The organism is Pseudomonas sp. D47 (genome assembly GCF_045447305.1).
Lineage (GTDB): Bacteria > Pseudomonadota > Gammaproteobacteria > Pseudomonadales > Pseudomonadaceae > Aquipseudomonas.
In genome coordinates, this window is sequence record NZ_JBJGXU010000012.1 from 128,244 (window position 1) to 143,609 (window position 15,366).

Annotated in this window: 13 protein-coding genes; 8 read left to right on the forward strand and 5 right to left on the reverse strand. The window is 61.0% G+C overall.

Annotated elements, in window-relative coordinates; genetic code table 11:
* Window positions 1-160 precede the first annotated feature (160 nt).
* Together ACI77I_RS11340 and ACI77I_RS11345 are read left to right on the forward strand one after the other, a co-directional pair.
* Window positions 161-1,780 carry a methyl-accepting chemotaxis protein gene (locus ACI77I_RS11340; RefSeq protein WP_406997526.1) on the forward strand — a complete coding sequence of 540 codons (1,620 nt, stop codon included), beginning with the start codon at window positions 161-163 and terminating at the stop codon, window positions 1,778-1,780.
* A gap of 25 nt (window positions 1,781-1,805) precedes the next feature.
* The gene (locus ACI77I_RS11345; protein ID WP_242150836.1) at window positions 1,806-3,029 is read left to right on the forward strand and encodes an HD-GYP domain-containing protein; all 1,224 of its coding nucleotides are present in this window, start codon (window positions 1,806-1,808) and stop codon (window positions 3,027-3,029) included.
* Here ACI77I_RS11345 and ACI77I_RS11350 read toward each other — a convergent pair.
* Window positions 3,026-3,889: an MBL fold metallo-hydrolase gene (locus ACI77I_RS11350; protein ID WP_242150833.1), complete on the reverse strand. Its 864-nt coding sequence runs from the start codon at window positions 3,887-3,889 to the stop codon at window positions 3,026-3,028. The two genes, ACI77I_RS11345 and ACI77I_RS11350, sit on opposite strands and share 4 nt — an antisense overlap.
* A 95-nt stretch (window positions 3,890-3,984) precedes the next feature.
* Between ACI77I_RS11350 and ACI77I_RS11355 the strand changes: the two genes are divergently transcribed.
* The 6 genes from ACI77I_RS11355 (at window position 3,985) to ACI77I_RS11380 (ending at window position 10,960) form a co-directional block, all read left to right on the forward strand.
* Entirely contained in the window at window positions 3,985-4,320 is a 336-nt protein-coding gene (locus ACI77I_RS11355; protein WP_017136253.1) for a helix-turn-helix transcriptional regulator, read from the forward strand.
* A gap of 48 nt (window positions 4,321-4,368) precedes the next feature.
* Window positions 4,369-5,613 (forward strand): FAD-dependent oxidoreductase, encoded by a 1,245-nt coding sequence (locus tag ACI77I_RS11360; RefSeq protein WP_406997520.1) that lies wholly within the window; start codon window positions 4,369-4,371, stop codon window positions 5,611-5,613.
* Entirely contained in the window at window positions 5,614-6,420 is an 807-nt protein-coding gene (locus tag ACI77I_RS11365) for a sulfite exporter TauE/SafE family protein (RefSeq protein WP_094951348.1), read from the forward strand.
* A 115-nt stretch (window positions 6,421-6,535) separates the two neighbouring features.
* A complete protein-coding gene (locus ACI77I_RS11370) occupies window positions 6,536-8,014 on the forward strand; it encodes a DASS family sodium-coupled anion symporter (RefSeq protein WP_242150823.1) in 1,479 nt (492 codons plus the stop codon).
* 148 nt (window positions 8,015-8,162) lie between these two features.
* Window positions 8,163-9,809: an MFS transporter gene (locus ACI77I_RS11375; protein ID WP_242150819.1), complete on the forward strand. Its 1,647-nt coding sequence runs from the start codon at window positions 8,163-8,165 to the stop codon at window positions 9,807-9,809.
* Window positions 9,806-10,960 (forward strand): HlyD family secretion protein, encoded by a 1,155-nt coding sequence (locus tag ACI77I_RS11380; RefSeq protein ID WP_406997521.1) that lies wholly within the window; start codon window positions 9,806-9,808, stop codon window positions 10,958-10,960. The genes ACI77I_RS11375 and ACI77I_RS11380 overlap by 4 nt, the downstream gene beginning before the upstream one ends.
* 74 nt (window positions 10,961-11,034) lie before the next feature.
* Here the strand turns inward: ACI77I_RS11380 and ACI77I_RS11385 are convergent, their stop codons facing one another.
* The 4 genes from ACI77I_RS11385 to ACI77I_RS11400 form a co-directional block, all read right to left on the reverse strand.
* Window positions 11,035-11,892 carry an aldose 1-epimerase gene (locus ACI77I_RS11385; protein ID WP_406997522.1) on the reverse strand — a complete coding sequence of 286 codons (858 nt, stop codon included), beginning with the start codon at window positions 11,890-11,892 and terminating at the stop codon, window positions 11,035-11,037.
* 13 nt (window positions 11,893-11,905) lie between these two features.
* Window positions 11,906-12,781 (reverse strand): SMP-30/gluconolactonase/LRE family protein, encoded by an 876-nt coding sequence (locus tag ACI77I_RS11390; protein WP_406997523.1) that lies wholly within the window; start codon window positions 12,779-12,781, stop codon window positions 11,906-11,908.
* Window positions 12,782-12,811: 30 nt separating this feature from the next.
* The gene (locus tag ACI77I_RS11395) at window positions 12,812-13,636 is read right to left on the reverse strand and encodes an NAD(P)-dependent oxidoreductase (RefSeq protein WP_094951354.1); all 825 of its coding nucleotides are present in this window, start codon (window positions 13,634-13,636) and stop codon (window positions 12,812-12,814) included.
* 199 nt (window positions 13,637-13,835) lie between these two features.
* Window positions 13,836-15,098 (reverse strand): OprD family porin, encoded by a 1,263-nt coding sequence (locus ACI77I_RS11400; RefSeq protein WP_406997524.1) that lies wholly within the window; start codon window positions 15,096-15,098, stop codon window positions 13,836-13,838.
* Between the last annotated feature and the right edge of the window lie 268 nt (window positions 15,099-15,366).

The following is a 15,366-nucleotide window of genomic DNA, read 5'->3' on the forward strand; positions in this document are numbered from 1 at the left end:
TTAGTTTGTTAGCTAATTAACGGAAGTGTAAGAATTATTCTCATCCGAATAATAAAATTCTACGTGGACAGTCACATATTTTTCACACATGCTTCCCCACGATAGTAGCCATAGGCCATTTAACTAATTGAGCCCGGGCAAGAGGTGAGTAGAGATGTCCATGAGATCCTTGAAGTTAAACTTTCGTGCTGCCCTTTGTTTTGGCGTGGTGTGCATTCTGCTATTAATTCAGGGGGGCATGACGCTGGTAAAAATCGATACTGTTTATGCATCGACGGTTGAAATTGAAACCAACTGGCTGCCGAGTATTCGTCTGGCCGGGAAAATCGACTCGGCGCTGTATAAGCTGCGCCTGGAGCTGCGCAATTTTGCGATGGACGCCGCCCGGCAGAACCCAGGTTCACTGGAAAAAATACGAAGCCTGCGAGCAGACCTGATCAAGGTCGCTGAGAGCTATGCGCCCATGGTGTCGAGTCCCGAGGAGCAGGCCAAATATGACCAAGCCCTCAGTAGTATTCGAAGTTACGACCAGAAGGTCGACGCATTTCTTGGGTTCTCTTCCACGGCGTCCACTGAGCAGCTCGCGGTCTTCATGCGCGACACCCTGAGCCCCATTGCCTCAAAGGCGCAAGACTCGATCAACGAGCTGATCCAGTTGAATGAACGCGGGTCGCAGCAAGCGGTGCAGGTGGCCGCCAGCGAGCACAACGCGACGCGCCTGTTTACCTGGGCGCTGATGGCTGTTTCAGTGCTGCTGACGGTTGTAGTCGCCGGTCTGTTTGCCCGCAGTATTATTACCCCGGTACGTGAACTGCTGGTGTCGACCTCAAAGATCGCCGAAGGGGATCTACGCGTGGCCATTACCGTAGACGGCCAGGATGAGCTGACGGCGCTGCAGCAATCCACAGCTGCCATGCAGGTGAACCTCAAGAACACCCTGCAGCAAATCAGCGATGCATCCGGGCAATTGGCGTCGGCTGCCGAAGAGATGAGTTCGATCACCCGTGAGTCCAGTGCCGGCATTGAGCGCCAGAGCCACGAAACCGACCAGGCTGCCACGGCGGTTAATCAGATGACCGCCGCAGTGGAGGAGGTGGCCCGCAATGCGGTCTCGGCCTCCCACTCGACTCAGGACTCCCAGCGCTCGGCGAAAATCGGCCAGGAGCGTGTTACCCAGACCATTGCCTCGATCGAAAAACTCAGCGCCACGGTGCAGCAGACCGGTGTGGAAGTTGAAGGCCTGGCCAAGCAGGCGCAGGACATTGCACGGGTGGTGGAAGTGATCCGCTCGATTGCCGAACAGACCAACCTGTTGGCGCTGAACGCTGCCATAGAGGCGGCGCGGGCCGGTGAGCAAGGGCGCGGCTTTGCGGTGGTGGCCGATGAAGTGCGGGCACTGGCCCACAGGACTCAGACCTCGACCCAGGAAATCGAGCAGATGATTGCGAAGATACAAACCTGTTCCAGCGAGGCCGTAGCGTCCATGAGCATGAACCGCAATGAAGCGGTGGACTCACTGAAAATCGCCCACGAAGCCGGCCATGCCATCATTCAGATTACCGAGGCCATTGCCGATATCAATGAAAGGAACCTGCTGATCGCGACGGCTTCCGAGGAACAGGCCCACGTGGCCCGCTCGGTGGATCAGAACCTGATCAGTATTCGCGACCTGTCGATCCAGAGTTCGTCAGCCGCCGGACAGACCTCCATCGCCAGCCACGAGCTGTCGAAACTGGCGATAGACCTCAAGCAGATCGTGGCCCGTTTTTCGATAGCCTGAACCTGCACACAGTGAGGCATGGCCTATGTTGAAACGCATTCTCGTGTCGCAAGTGATCCTGGGCATGTACATCCATAAACTTGAGGGCGCCTGGATCAAGCATGGCTTTTGGAAAAGCCGTTTTCTCCTCAAACAAACCGAGGACCTGCAGCGTCTGCGGGACTCGCCGGTTCAAGGCGTATGGATTGATACACTCAAAGGCTGCGACGTAGCGCCGAGCGCTACGGTCGCGGTGACACCAGCGCCCACGGCGGGCAAGCCCCGCGAGGTACTGACCCGCCACGAGATGAAGGCGGAAGTGGCTCGCGCGGTAAAGTTGTGTGGGGTTGCCAAGCGCGCGGTGATCACCATGTTCGGCGAGTTGCGCATGGGCAAGGCGGTCGACCCCACCGAAGTCACTCAACTGGTGGACGATATTTCCCAATCACTGCTGCGTCATCCTCACGCCTTCATCAGCCTGGCACGCCTGAAGACCGCCGATGAATACACCTACATGCACTCGGTGGCCGTGTGTGGGTTGATGATTGCAATGGCGCGCCAGCTGCAATTGGAGCCCGCCCTGATCCAGGAGGCAGGGCTGGCAGGGCTGTTCCACGATGTCGGCAAGATGGCGGTTCCCGAAGCGATCCTGAGTAAGCCCGGCACGTTGACAGCGCTTGAGTTTGCCTCGGTGCGTCTGCATCCGGTACAGGGCGCAGACATGCTTCGCCAGTGCCCGCACATCAGCGCACTGGTGCTCGATGTGTGCTTGCATCACCATGAAAAATGCGATGGCAGCGGCTACCCCCACGGCCTGGTTCAGGACCAGATCAGCCTGTTTGCGCAAATGGGCGCAGTGTGTGACGTGTACGATGCGATCACCTCGGAGCGCCCCTACAAACATGGCTGGGGGCCTGACGAGGCGATACAGAAAATGGCGGAATGGAAAGGCCATTTTGATGCCCGGGTGTTCCAGGCGTTTGTCCGGTGCGTGGGCATTTATCCGGTCGGCGCCCTGGTTCGACTGGAGAGTGGCCGTATCGGCGTGGTCATCGAACAAAACCCTGGCGCATTGCTGACGCCGATCGTGAAAGTGTTCTTTTCCACGCGTTCCCGCTTGCCGATTACCCAGGTGGTGGTCAACCTGGCCAAGCAGCCCGACAAGATCGTCGGCCGAGAAACTGCTGAAGCGTGGGGCTTCAAGCACCTCGACGAATTGTGGTCAGGGCTTGCGCGCGTCAAAGGGTCCTATTTCGATCAGCCGACTTAAAGTTGATTGAGCGGAATTTTCAGGTAGACCACGCCATTTTCCTCCGCCGGCGGCATATTCCCGGCCCGCACGTTCACTTGGATCGCCGGCAACAGCAGCGTCGGCATCCCCAGCCCGGCATCACGCGTGGTGCGCATTTCAACAAACGCAGCCTCATCCACACCGTCATGCACATGGATATTCCCCGCGCGCTGTTCCGCCACGGTGGTCAGGCACTTGGCCTCACGGCCTTGCGGCGGATAGTCATGGCAGACATACAGCCGGGTTTCATCCGGGAAGGCCAGCAACTTGCGCATCGACGCATATAACTGCCGCGCATCCCCGCCAGGAAAGTCGCAACGCGCAGTGCCCACATCGGGCATGAACAGCGTGTCGCCCACCAGGATCAACCGGTCGTCGATCAAGTAAGCCATGTCCGCCGGCGTATGCCCGGGTACATGCAGCGCCTGGGCCTTCACGTTGCCGATATGAAAGATCTCATCCGGCGCAAACAAATGGTCGAACTGCGAGCCATCGACGCGAAATTCGGGCTCCAGGTTGAACAGATTCTTGAATACCCCTTGCACCTTGCTGATCGACTGACCAATGGCAATCTTGCCGCCCAAGGTGCGCCGCAGGTACGGCGCGGCAGACAGGTGATCAGCATGCGCATGGGTTTCCAGCAGCCATTGCACCTGCAAGCCGTGCTCACGCACAAAGGCTGTGACCTTGTCCGCCTGGGCCGTATGGGTGCGCCCGGAGGCTGGGTCGTAATTGAGCACCGAGTCGACGATAGCGCAGGGGCCGCCGTCAGTTTCATAGATGACATAGGTGAAGGTCGACGATGCCTCGTCCAGAAAATCTTGAATCAACGCTGGCATGGCGGCTGTCCCTCGGTGGTGAAAAAAATGGTTACAATCAATTTACGTTTACACATAATGTTTTGAGCTTAAGTGACAGAAAGGACCCGAAGCAAATGGAATCTACTCTGAGTGAAGGCGAAGTCGCCCAACTGCGCGCCTCGGCGTCCAAGGCCTGCTCCTTGCTCAAGGCATTGGCCAATGAGGACCGTTTGTTGATCCTGTGTCAGTTGACCCAGGGTGAGCGCAACGTTGGTGAATTGGAAACCATGACCGGCGTAAGACAGCCTACGCTGTCACAACAGTTGGGCATTTTGCGCGACGAAGGGTTGGTCGCTACCCGTAGGGAAGGCAAATACATTTTCTACGGGCTGGCCAGCCATGAAGTGATTCAAGTAATGAAGACCCTCTCCGGGCTGTACTGCGGTGCGGTCATCAAAAGCTGGGCGTGACGCCATCCGGCAGCGACCCTTGTGTGCATGTATAAAAAGGCGATTGACATGAACGACCAACACTGTGGCCCCACCATCAGTGGCGACATCGTAGTCATTGGCGGCGGTTCGGCGGGCATCGGCCTGCTGGCCAGCCTGCTCAAGCGTGATCCGCACCTGAACATCACCCTGATCGAGCCGAGTGAATACCACTGCTACCAGCCGGCCTGGACCCTGGTCGGCGGCGGCGCCTACGACGTCAAAAAGACCCGGCGCCCATTGGCCGACGTACTGCCCAATGGCGTCACCTGGGTACAGGCCGCCGTCACCGAACTGCTGCCCGACGAGCAAACCCTGGTGCTCGACAACGGCCAGCGCGTCACCTGGAACAACCTGATCGTGTGCCCCGGCCTGCGCCTGGCCTGGGAGAAAGTCGAAGGCCTGCAAGCCACCCTCGGCCAGCACGGCGTTACCTCCAACTACAGCTACGAGCACGCCGCCTACACCTGGCAGTTGGTGCAGCAACTCAAGAGCGGCAAGGCGATCTTTACCCAGCCTGCCATGCCGATCAAATGTGCGGGTGCGCCGCAAAAAGCCATGTACTTGTCCTGCGATCACTGGCTCAAGCAAGGCAATCTGAAAAACATCGATGTCGAGTTCGATCTTGCCGGCGCCGCACTGTTTGGCGTGGCGACCTTTGTGCCGCCATTGATGAAATACGTCGAGAAGTACAACGCGCGCCTGGCGTTCAACTCCAACCTGATCAGGGTGGATGGCCCGGCACGCAAGGCTTGGTTCGAGGTGAAGGACGCAGCGGGCAATGTCAGCGTTGAAGAGAAGTCCTTCGACCTGCTGCACGTGGTGCCGCCGCAAGTCTCCCCGGACTTTATCCGCCAAAGCCCGCTGGCCGACGCCGCCGGCTGGTGCGAGGTCAACCCCCACAGCCTGCAACACCTGCGCTACCCGCATATCTTCGGCCTGGGTGACGTGTGCGGCACCACCAACGCAAAGACCGCCGCCGCCGTGCGCAAGCAGATTGTGGTGGTGGCCGAAAACCTATTGGCCCTGCGCAAACAGGCGCCGCTGCCGCTCAAGTACGACGGCTACGGTTCCTGCCCGCTGACAGTGGAGAAGGGCAAGGTGGTGCTGGCCGAGTTCGGCTATGGCGGCAAACTGCTGCCGACCCTCCCGCTGGACCCGACCCAGGCGCGCCGTTCGATGTGGTTCCTCAAGGCCACGTTGCTGCCGTGGTTCTACTGGAACGGCATGCTTAAGGGCCGTGAGTGGCTGACCCGCCTGAGCAAGGTGGATTAAATGCTGCTGGCAAGTCTGTTGGGCGTATTGATGGGCCTGGTCATGGGCCTCACCGGCGCGGGCGGTGGCATCCTCGGGGTGCCGGCGCTGGTGTTGGGCTTGGGCTTGACCATGACCCAGGCGGCGCCGGTGTCGCTGCTCGCCGTGGGCGCGGCGGCAGCGGTGGGTGCAATCGACGGGTTGCGCCATGGCCTGGTGCGTTATCGCGCCGCGTTGCTGATCGCCTTGCTCGGCGCGCTGTTCTCGCCACTGGGGGTGTTCATTGCCCACCAACTGTCGGAGCCCGTGTTGATGGGCCTGTTCAGCGCGCTGATGGTGCTGGTGGCCTGGCGTATGTTGCAGCGCGAAAAGGTCGAGGCCGGGCCGAGTGACCATGGTGCCGCGTCGTGGGGCCAGAAGAACTGCATGCTCGATCAGCAAACCGGGCGCTTTGCCTGGACCGCCAAGTGCAGTACTACGTTAGCCGCGCTGGGTGCGGTGACCGGCGCGGTGTCGGGTTTGCTCGGCGTGGGCGGTGGTTTTCTGATCGTGCCCGCATTCAAGCAGCTGACCGATGTGCAGATGCGGGGGATCGTCGCCACCTCGTTGATGGTGATCAGCCTGATCTCGCTCATTGGCGTGGCGGGTGCGATGCATGCCGGTGTGAGTATTGAGCCTGTAGGCTGGGTGTTTATCGCTGCGAGCATTGTCGGCATGTTGGTTGGACGGCGCCTGTGTTCGGTGATCAAGGCGCGAACCTTGCAGGTTGGGTTTGCCAGCCTGTGTGTGGTGGTGGCCGTCGGCATGTTGGTCAAGGCGTTGCTCTGAAACAAGGTCTGAAAGAAGGCGGCATGCATGGCCTGGGGACTTGATACCCGTCAACACCGCCTGCGGCATTTTGCGTCATGCTCCGCGCCTGATTTGAAGGCTGACGGAGAGCCCCATGAGCGCGCCCGCAACAACCGCTGCATCATTTAAGTTACCCCTGGGCCTGGTGGTCGCCGTGCTGGTGATGGTCGGTGTGCTGCTGTTGCCGCTGCCGGCTGACTTGCCCGTAGCCGGGCATCGAATGCTCGCGATCCTCGCGTTTGCGGTGGTGGTGTGGATCACCGAGGCGGTGTCCTATGAAGCCAGCGCGATCATGATCACCTCGCTGATGGCGTTTCTGCTGGGCACCGCGCCTTCACTGCAAGACCCGGCGCACCTGATCGGCTCCAGCCCGGCGATCAGCATGGCCTTGACCGGGTTTGCCAACCCGGCGCTGGCCTTGGTGGCGGGCGCGTTGTTCATTGCAGCGGCCATGACCCACACGGGCCTGGACCGACGTATCGCCCTGGTCACCTTGACGCGGGTCGGTACCAGCACGCGCGGCATTTTGCTGGGGGCGATTGCGGTCACCATTCTGTTGAGCCTGGTGGTGCCCAGCGCTACGGCGCGCAGTGCCTGTGTGGTGCCGATCATGATGGGCGTGGTGGCGGCGTTTGGTGTCGACAAACGCTCGAATATCGCCGCCGGGTTGATGATCGTGGTGGCTCAGGGCACCAGCATCTGGAACGTCGGCATCCAGACCGCCGCGGCGCAGAACCTGCTGACCGTCGGTTTCATGGACAAGATGCTCGGTGAGCGGGTGTCCTGGATCGACTGGCTGATCGCAGGTGCACCCTGGGCGCTGATCATGTCGGCAGTGTTGCTGGTGCTGGTGCTCAAACTGCTGCCGCCGGAAAGCGACAGCATCCCCGGCGGCAAGGAGGCGGTGGCCCAGTCATTGGTGGACATTGGCCCCATGACCGGCCCACAGAAGCGCTTGCTGGCGGTGTCCGTGTTGCTGTTATTGGCCTGGGCCACCGAAGGCCGTCTGCACAATTTTGATACCACCTCGACGACGTACGCCGGGCTGGTGGTGCTGCTGCTGCCGGGTATCGGCGTGATGACGTGGAAGGATGTGCAGTCGCGCATCCCGTGGGGCACGGTGATTGTGTTCGGCGTCGGCATCAGCCTCGGTACGGCGCTGCTGACCACCCAGGCCGGGCAGTGGCTGGGCTCGCAGGTGGTTGCACACACAGGCCTGGACCAGGTCGGGCCGCTGGGGGTATTTGCGATCCTGGGCGCGTTCCTGATCGTGATCCACTTGGGCTTTGCCAGCGCCACCGCGTTGACCTCGGCGCTGTTGCCGATCCTGATCGCGGTGTTGCAGACCTTGCCGGGGGAGTTCAACCGTTTGGGCATGACCATGCTGCTCGGGTTTGTGATGAGCTACGGGTTTATCCTGCCGATCAATGCGCCGCAAAATATGGTGTGCCTGGGCACGGGGACATTTACGGCGCGCCAGTTTGCCAAGGTCGGGATTTTGGTGACGCTGATCGGCTATGCGCTGATGCTGGTGTTCGCGGCGACTTACTGGAGCTGGCTCGGCTGGATCTGACCTGTAATGTGCTACGCAAAACAAAGGTGATCTCAAGCGGAAGGGGCGGTGCGCGCTTGAGACATGGCAAGATGAACGTCTCTCAGGTTTACTAGTCCCTGAGTAACGGCTTCACCGACCTTGCACGTCGGCTCATCAAGGTCATCGAATGGATAAATACACTCCCCACACCTGGCAGCCCCACGAGCGCCCGAGCCTGCCCGGTTCGCCGTCGACGCCGCTGCACCCCACGCACAAGCGCTGGCTGTTCGCGCTGGTCGGCGTGCTGGTGGCAATCACCGGCGGGCTCGGCAACGCGCTGGTAATCGCCAACCTGCAATACCTGCAAGGCGCCTTGGGCGCGACCACCGCCGAGATGGCCTGGCTGCCCGCCGCCTATGTAATGACCAACGTGTGCATGAACCTGCTGCTGGTGAAGTTTCGCCAGCAGTTCGGCCTGCGCGCGTTTACCGAAGTGTTCCTGGTGTTGTATGCGCTGGTGACCTTCGGCCACTTGTTCGTCAACGACCTCAGTTCGGCCATCGCGGTACGGGCGGCCCACGGCATGGTGGGTGCGGCGCTGAGTTCGCTGGGCTTGTACTACATGATCCAGGCGTTCCCAGCCAAGTGGCGCTTGAAAGCCCTGGTGCTGGGCCTTGGCACTGCGCAGTTGGCGCTGCCGCTGGCGCGGTTGTTCTCTGAAGACTTGCTGCAAATTGCCGAATGGCGCGGGCTGTACCTGTTCGAGCTGGGCCTGGCGCTGATCTGCCTGGGCTGCGTATTCCTGCTCAAATTGCCGCCGGGCGATCGCTTCAAGACCTTTGAAAAACTTGACTTCCTCACCTTTGGCATCCTCGCCACCGGCGTGGCGCTGTTGTGCGCAGTGCTGTCCCTGGGGCGCATCGACTGGTGGCTGGAAGCGCCGTGGATCGGCGTGGCCTCGGCCTGTTCCCTGGTGTTGATCATGGCCGGCCTGGCCATCGAGCATAACCGTGCCAACCCATTGCTGATGACGCGTTGGCTGGGCAGCGGGGTGATGATTCGCCTGGCGCTGGCGGTGGTGCTGATTCGTATGGTGCTGTCAGAGCAGTCCACCGGCGCTGTGGGGTTCATGCAGATGTTGAACATGAGCTACCAGCAGATGCACACGCTGTACGTGGTGATGCTGGCCGGGGCGATTGCCGGGCTGGTGGTGAGTGCGCTGACGATCAACCCGGCGCACCTGCTGATGCCGCTGATCATCTCCCTGGCGTTGATGGCCACCGGCTCGGTGATGGACAGTTTCTCCAGCAACCTGACCCGCCCGGAAAACCTGTACATCAGCCAGTTCCTGCTAGGCTTTGGCGGCACCTTCTTTCTGGGGCCGACCATGGTGCTGGGCACGAAAAACGTGTTGACCAACCCGCGCAACCTGGTGAGTTTCTCGGTGATGTTCGGTATCTGCCAGAACCTCGGCGGCCTGATTGGCGCGGCCTTGCTGGGCACCTTCCAGATCGTGCGCGAGAAGTACCACTCCAGCATGATCGTCGAGCACCTGACCTTGCTTGACCCGCGTGTGGCCGCGCGCGTGCAGAGCGGCGGTTCGGCGTATGGCGGCGTGATCGCCGACCCTGAACTGCGCAACCTGATGGGCATTCGCAGCCTGGCCACGGCGGCCACGCGTGAGGCGAATGTGATGGCCTACAACGATGTGTTCATGCTGATTGCGATTATCGCGATCCTCACCATGCTCTGGATCTTCACCCGCAGCCTGTGGCTGATGAGTACTACCAAGGCAGCAGCCCCTCCCGTTCAACCCAGCGGCGTTACTTCATGACCGAACCGACTACCCGTACAACGACTACTACCAACGCCATCGCCTCGACCCCGGAAGGCACCACGCCGCCGGGTGCCTCGGTCACCGAGCCGCGCTCGCTGCGGGTGCGCATCATCTCGTCCCTGGGCTTTGCCGCGATTGCTATCGTCGGCGTGCTGATCGTGCTGTATGCCTGGCAATTGCCGCCGTTCAGCAGCGCGGTGGAAACCACCGAGAATGCGCTGGTGCGCGGCCAAGTGACGATTATCGGCCCGCAACTCGCCGGCTACGTGCACGAAGTGCCGGTGCAGGACTTCCAGTTCGTCAAGGCCGGCGACCTGCTGGTGCGCCTGGATGACCGTATCTACAAGCAGCGCCTCGACCAGGCGCTGGCGCAACTGGCGGTGCAGAAGGCTGCGCTGGCCAATGTGGTGCAGCAACGCAACAGCGCCGAAGCCACCATCAAACTGCGTCAGGCCGCGCTGGTCGACAGCCAGGCCCAGGCGCGCAAAAGCACCGCCGACCTGCGCCGTAACGAAGAGCTGATCAGCGATGGCTCGGTGTCCAAGCGTGAGCTGGACGTGACCCGCGCTGCCAATGCACAGACCATCGCCGCCGTGGCCCAGGCCCAGGCCAACCTCGAAATTGCCCGCCAGGACCTGCAAACGGTGATCGTCAATCGAGGTTCATTGGAAGCCGCTGTGGCGAGTGCCGATGCGGCGGTGGAGCTGGCACGAATCGACCTGTCCAATACGCGCATCATCGCGCCGCGTGACGGCCAACTGGGGCAGATCGGTGTGCGCCTGGGGGCCTACGTCAACTCCGGCGCGCAGTTGATGGCGCTGGTGCCGCCGCAGCTGTGGGTGATCGCCAATATGAAAGAAACCCAGATGGACAATGTGCAGGTCGGCCAACCGGTGACCTTCACGGTGGATGCGCTGAATCACCGCACGTTTCACGGCACGGTGCAGCATATCTCCCCGGCGACCGGCTCGGAGTTCAGCCTGTTGCAGGCGGACAACGCCACCGGCAACTTTGTGAAGATCGCCCAGAGGGTGCCGGTGCGCATTACGGTGAACCCGGATCAAGCTGAGATTGAGCGGTTGCGGCCGGGGTTGTCGGTGGTAGTCAGTATCGATACCGCCGGGCGCCTCAAAAACACTGCGCCCTGACACAACACAGATCACAAAAGTGGGAATGCTCTCTGTGGCGAGGGAGCACGCTCCCTCGCCACAAAAGCCTGCCCCTACAACGGACGGTATTTCAGAGTGAAATCCAGGTGGGTTGACTGGTTTTGTTCCAGCAGTTTGAGACCCGGCCTGCCGGGCAGGTGATGCGCATTCACCGGATGACTCACTGGCTCAACACAAAAGAACCCCAACCCCGGCGGGCAGTACAGCAGGAAATAATCGGCACCTGTGGCCTGGCATTCCAGCGCATAGCCCAACTCCGGCTGCTCGATCCGGCAATGCCCATCCCACTGGCAGAACCCATTGTCCACCAGCCCTTCGGGCAGGGTTTTCAAGACCTGAAAGTCCCAAGCCTGCGGCACCGGCGCCAATCCCGTCGGCAACTTGGCCGCATCACTCATCCACACCTGCGCAGCCTTGGCCTGTAAGCGCGTACCCGCTCGACGCGGCAAATAGGGATGCAACCCCAGGCCATGCCACGCCGCCGTTTCGGCCAGATGCGTCACGCGTAATGCGATGCTCAGCTCACCGTCGTGCAACCGAAAACGCTGCTCGGCGCGGTAGGCGAACGGCGTGTCGCAGACCACCTCCAGCACCACTTCGTGCGCCGTCTGGCTAACCACCTGCCACGCCTGCTGCCAGGCTGAACCATGAATCGGCAACGGATCTGTGAGGCTGTTCCGCGCCAGCGCCAGCCAGCCGTGAGGGTTATCGAAACCGCCTTGGGCTATGCGGTTGGACCACGGCACCAGCGGGTAACAGCCCAGCTTGCCCGGCAAGCCGGTGTTCATCGCCTGCTCATCACTGTGCCGCAGCAGTGGCTGCCCGGTGGCGCGCACCGCCCAGTTGACGATGCTGCCACCTACGGCCGGGGCCAGGGTGAGGTGGGTCAGGGTGTCTTTGAGTTCAATCATCACGGCACCGCGGCTAGAGGATGAAGTGGGGTTCGGGCAGCCCTTGGACGCCAGGGTTGAGGGCGAACACGCCGCCTGCCAGCGACTGGTCACTCTTGTCATCACGGATCGAGGTGACGAACAGCGTGTCCAGGCGACTGCCGCCGAAGGCGCACATGCTGGGCTTTTTTACCGGCACGCTGAGGGAGCGGTCCAGGCGACCGTCGGGGGTGAAGCGGTGAATCAGCCCGGCGTCGTTGGCGCAGATCCAGTAACAGCCATCGGCGTCGACTGCTGCGCCGTCGGGGCGGCCGGGGAGTGGATGCATATCGACGAACACTCGGCGGTTGGACGGGGTGCCGGTCTCGATGTCGTAATCGAAGGCCCAGATCTGTTGCACCAACGGGTGTGAATCCGAGGCATACATCGTGCGGCCGTCGGGACTGAAGGCCAGGCCATTAAGGGTGATGAACCCGTCCAGCTGGGCATGCGGCGCCGCGCCCGATGCGTAGCGGTACAGCGTGCCCTCGGCCGCATTCAAACCCATGTTCAGCACCATGCTGCCGGCCCAGAAACGGCCCTGGCGATCACAGCGGCCGTCGTTCAAACGCATGTCCGCGCGTGGGTGCTCAACACTGGCCAGAGGCGTGGTGTCGAGGCTGCCGTCGTGGTGCGGGGTGAGTTGGAAAAAGCCGGTTTCCATTCCGGCGACCCAGTTGCCCGCCGTGGTGCGGGCAATACAGGCGAGCATCTGCGGGGCTTTCCACGCGGCGACGTGCCCGCTGGCGGCGCTCCAGCGTTGCAGGCCGCCGTTGGGAATATCCACCCAATACAGCGCGTTTTCCTCGGGCACCCACACCGGGCATTCGCCCACGGCATTACAGGCGTCGACGATCAATTCAGTCGTCATGGTCACTCATTCCCTTGGGTTGCTGTGTGCTCAGTCACCGAACGGCCCCGCCGCGCAGAATGCGCCGCCCTGATAGACCTTGGCCGGGTCATCGGCGGCGACTGGTGGCAGGGTTTCGACCTGGGCGCGGAACACCTCGGAGCTGTCCTTGGGCGCAAAACCCAGGTGCGCGGCGTAGCGATTGTCCCACCAGGTGTCGAGGTTGTCCGACATGCCATAGACCACGGTATGGCCGACATTCGGCGTGTACAGCGCGCGTTCGAGCAGCTGGGTGAGGTCGTCGAAGCTCAGCCAGGTGTGCATCATGCGGCGGTTCTGCGGCTCGGGGAATGAGGAGCCGATGCGGATGCTCACGGTCTCGATGCCGTAGCGGTCGAAGTAGAAACTCGCCATGTCTTCGCCGTAGGACTTGGACAGGCCGTAGTAGCTGTCCGGGCGGCGCGGCGAGTGGGCGTCAAGCTTTTCACCCTGTTTATGGAAGCCGATCACATGGTTGGAGCTGGCGAAAATCACGCGCTTCACGCCGTGGCGGCGCGCGGCTTCGTAGAGATGGAAAATGCCGCAGATGTTGGCGCCGAGCACTTCTTCAAAGGAACGCTCCACCGAAACACCGCCAAAGTGCAGGATGGCGTCAACGCCTTCCACCAGGTGGTGCACGGCGTGTTTATCGGCGAGATCGCAAGGTTGTATTTCTTCGGAAGCATCGGCAGCCGGGGCCATGCTGGCGATGTCCGACAGGCGCAGCACCTGAGCGTAAGGGCGCAGGCGTTCGCGCAAGACTTTGCCCAGGCCGCCGGCGGCACCGGTGAGCAACAGGCGGTTGAATGGAACAGGCGTGGTTGGGGAGGTGGTCATGAGGGTTCCATTGTTGTTGTAGGTTGTCGTATGACTTGGCGGAAGTATCGTTAGGGAGTCCCTGGCTTGTCAACGCTCTTCCTGACGAGTGAAGATCAAAATGTGGGAGCGGGCTTGCTCGCGAAGGCGGTGGGTCAGTCGGCTTATCTGGGTCTGATACACCGCCTTCGCGAGCAAGCCCGCTCCCACATTGACCGAGTCAGAGCAAGGAAATTGGATAACTGACGAAGATCCGATTCTCATCAAACTCATTGTTGCTGAAGTCCCGACGCATCGTCGAATGCCTCCAGCGCACATTCAAATCCTTCAGCGCGCTACTCTGTACCGTGTAGGCCAGTTCTGATTCGCGACCCCATTCCTTGCCGTCGGTAATCGCCCCGGTGTGCACATTACTGCCGCTGATATAGCGGTTCATCAGGGTCAGCCCCGGGATGCCGAGCACCACGAAGTTGAAGTCATGGCGCACCTGCCAGGATTTTTCCTTGGCGTTATCGTAGCTGGCGTTGTAGCTGTCGTTGGCCAAGGTGCCGCCGCTGGTGCCGTTGACGCGCATCCACAAGCTGTCGCCGCTGAGTTTCTGCAGGCCGACGTAGAAGGTGTTGCCGTTGTAGCGGGCCGAGAGCAGGGCAGAGAGGGTCTTGTTGTCGAGCTCACCGGCCAGGGCGCTGCCGTCTTCCTTGCCGTTGAAGTAACCGAGGTTGGCGCCCAGGGTCCAGTCGCCCACCGGCTGGCTGTGGGTCAGGTTGAAATACTGCTGCTGGTAGATATCCGCCAACTCGGCGTACCACACGCCGACCTGGGTTCGCTTGTCATTGAAGCTGTATTCGCCGCCGCCGAAGTTGAAACGGTCGGAGGTGAACGCGGCTTTGCCGTTCATGAACATGGCTTGCATGCTCGCGTCGTTGCGGGGGCTGTTACCGCGAAACTGCCCGCCGTAGAGGGTTAGGCCGGCGATTTCATTGGAGGTGACCTGGCCGCCACGAAAGGTCTGGGGCAGCGAGCGGCCGTCGTCGGAGCGCAGGATCGGCAACACCGGCATCCACTCGCCGACCTTCAGTTCGGTCTTCGACAGTTTGGTTTTCAGGGCCACGCCCAGGCGCCCGAAATTGTCGGCGGGGCGGCCATCGCTGTGGATCGGCAGCAACTGAGTGCCCCCCGTGCCTTTGCCGCCGTCGAGCTTTTGCGAATACAGGCCCAGCACATCAAGCCCAAAACCCACGGTGCCTTGGGTGAGGCCGGATTTGGCATCGAGGATGAAGTTCTGCGTCCACTCCTCGGCCTTGGCTTGCGGGTAAGTGGGGTTGGTGAAGTTGCGGTTGAAGTAGGCGTTACGCAGGTTCAGCGTGGCCTTGGCGTCTTCGAGAAAACCATCGGCATGGGCGCTGAGGGGAAGGGTGAACGCCAGGCTGCCGAGACCGAGAAGGCCGATACGCGAGGAGGAATTGCGGGCGAATTGACTCACAGTGAAGCTCCCTTGTGCTTTTGTTGTTTTTATTATTTGTTATGCGTTGTCGTACAACATTTTGCGGGATGTTTACGGGGTTTTCTTGGGGTGTCAAGTGGTAGTTGTACGACGACAGCAGGCGTTTCGATCAAAAGTGGGCACGGTCAATGTGGGAACTGGCTTGCCTGCGATAGCCATAGGTATCTACACATTTTTTATGGGTTGGATTCTTTGGTTGTCGCGGGGGCGCGGGGTACATATCCGTTATTTGGGTAACGGCTGCGTA

Bases quoted from the DNA above. Each gene is read 5' to 3' on its own strand.
- ACI77I_RS11340 (WP_406997526.1), top strand. From the start codon at position 161: ATGAGATCCTTGAAGTTAAACTTTCGTGCTGCCCTTTGTTTTGGCGTG.
- ACI77I_RS11345 (WP_242150836.1), top strand. From the start codon at position 1,806: ATGTTGAAACGCATTCTCGTGTCGCAAGTGATCCTGGGCATGTACATC.
- ACI77I_RS11350 (WP_242150833.1), bottom strand. From the start codon at position 3,889: ATGCCAGCGTTGATTCAAGATTTTCTGGACGAGGCATCGTCGACCTTC.
- ACI77I_RS11355 (WP_017136253.1), top strand. From the start codon at position 3,985: ATGGAATCTACTCTGAGTGAAGGCGAAGTCGCCCAACTGCGCGCCTCG.
- ACI77I_RS11360 (WP_406997520.1), top strand. From the start codon at position 4,369: ATGAACGACCAACACTGTGGCCCCACCATCAGTGGCGACATCGTAGTC.
- ACI77I_RS11365 (WP_094951348.1), top strand. From the start codon at position 5,614: ATGCTGCTGGCAAGTCTGTTGGGCGTATTGATGGGCCTGGTCATGGGC.
- ACI77I_RS11370 (WP_242150823.1), top strand. From the start codon at position 6,536: ATGAGCGCGCCCGCAACAACCGCTGCATCATTTAAGTTACCCCTGGGC.
- ACI77I_RS11375 (WP_242150819.1), top strand. From the start codon at position 8,163: ATGGATAAATACACTCCCCACACCTGGCAGCCCCACGAGCGCCCGAGC.
- ACI77I_RS11380 (WP_406997521.1), top strand. From the start codon at position 9,806: ATGACCGAACCGACTACCCGTACAACGACTACTACCAACGCCATCGCC.
- ACI77I_RS11385 (WP_406997522.1), bottom strand. From the start codon at position 11,892: ATGATTGAACTCAAAGACACCCTGACCCACCTCACCCTGGCCCCGGCC.
- ACI77I_RS11390 (WP_406997523.1), bottom strand. From the start codon at position 12,781: ATGACGACTGAATTGATCGTCGACGCCTGTAATGCCGTGGGCGAATGC.
- ACI77I_RS11395 (WP_094951354.1), bottom strand. From the start codon at position 13,636: ATGACCACCTCCCCAACCACGCCTGTTCCATTCAACCGCCTGTTGCTC.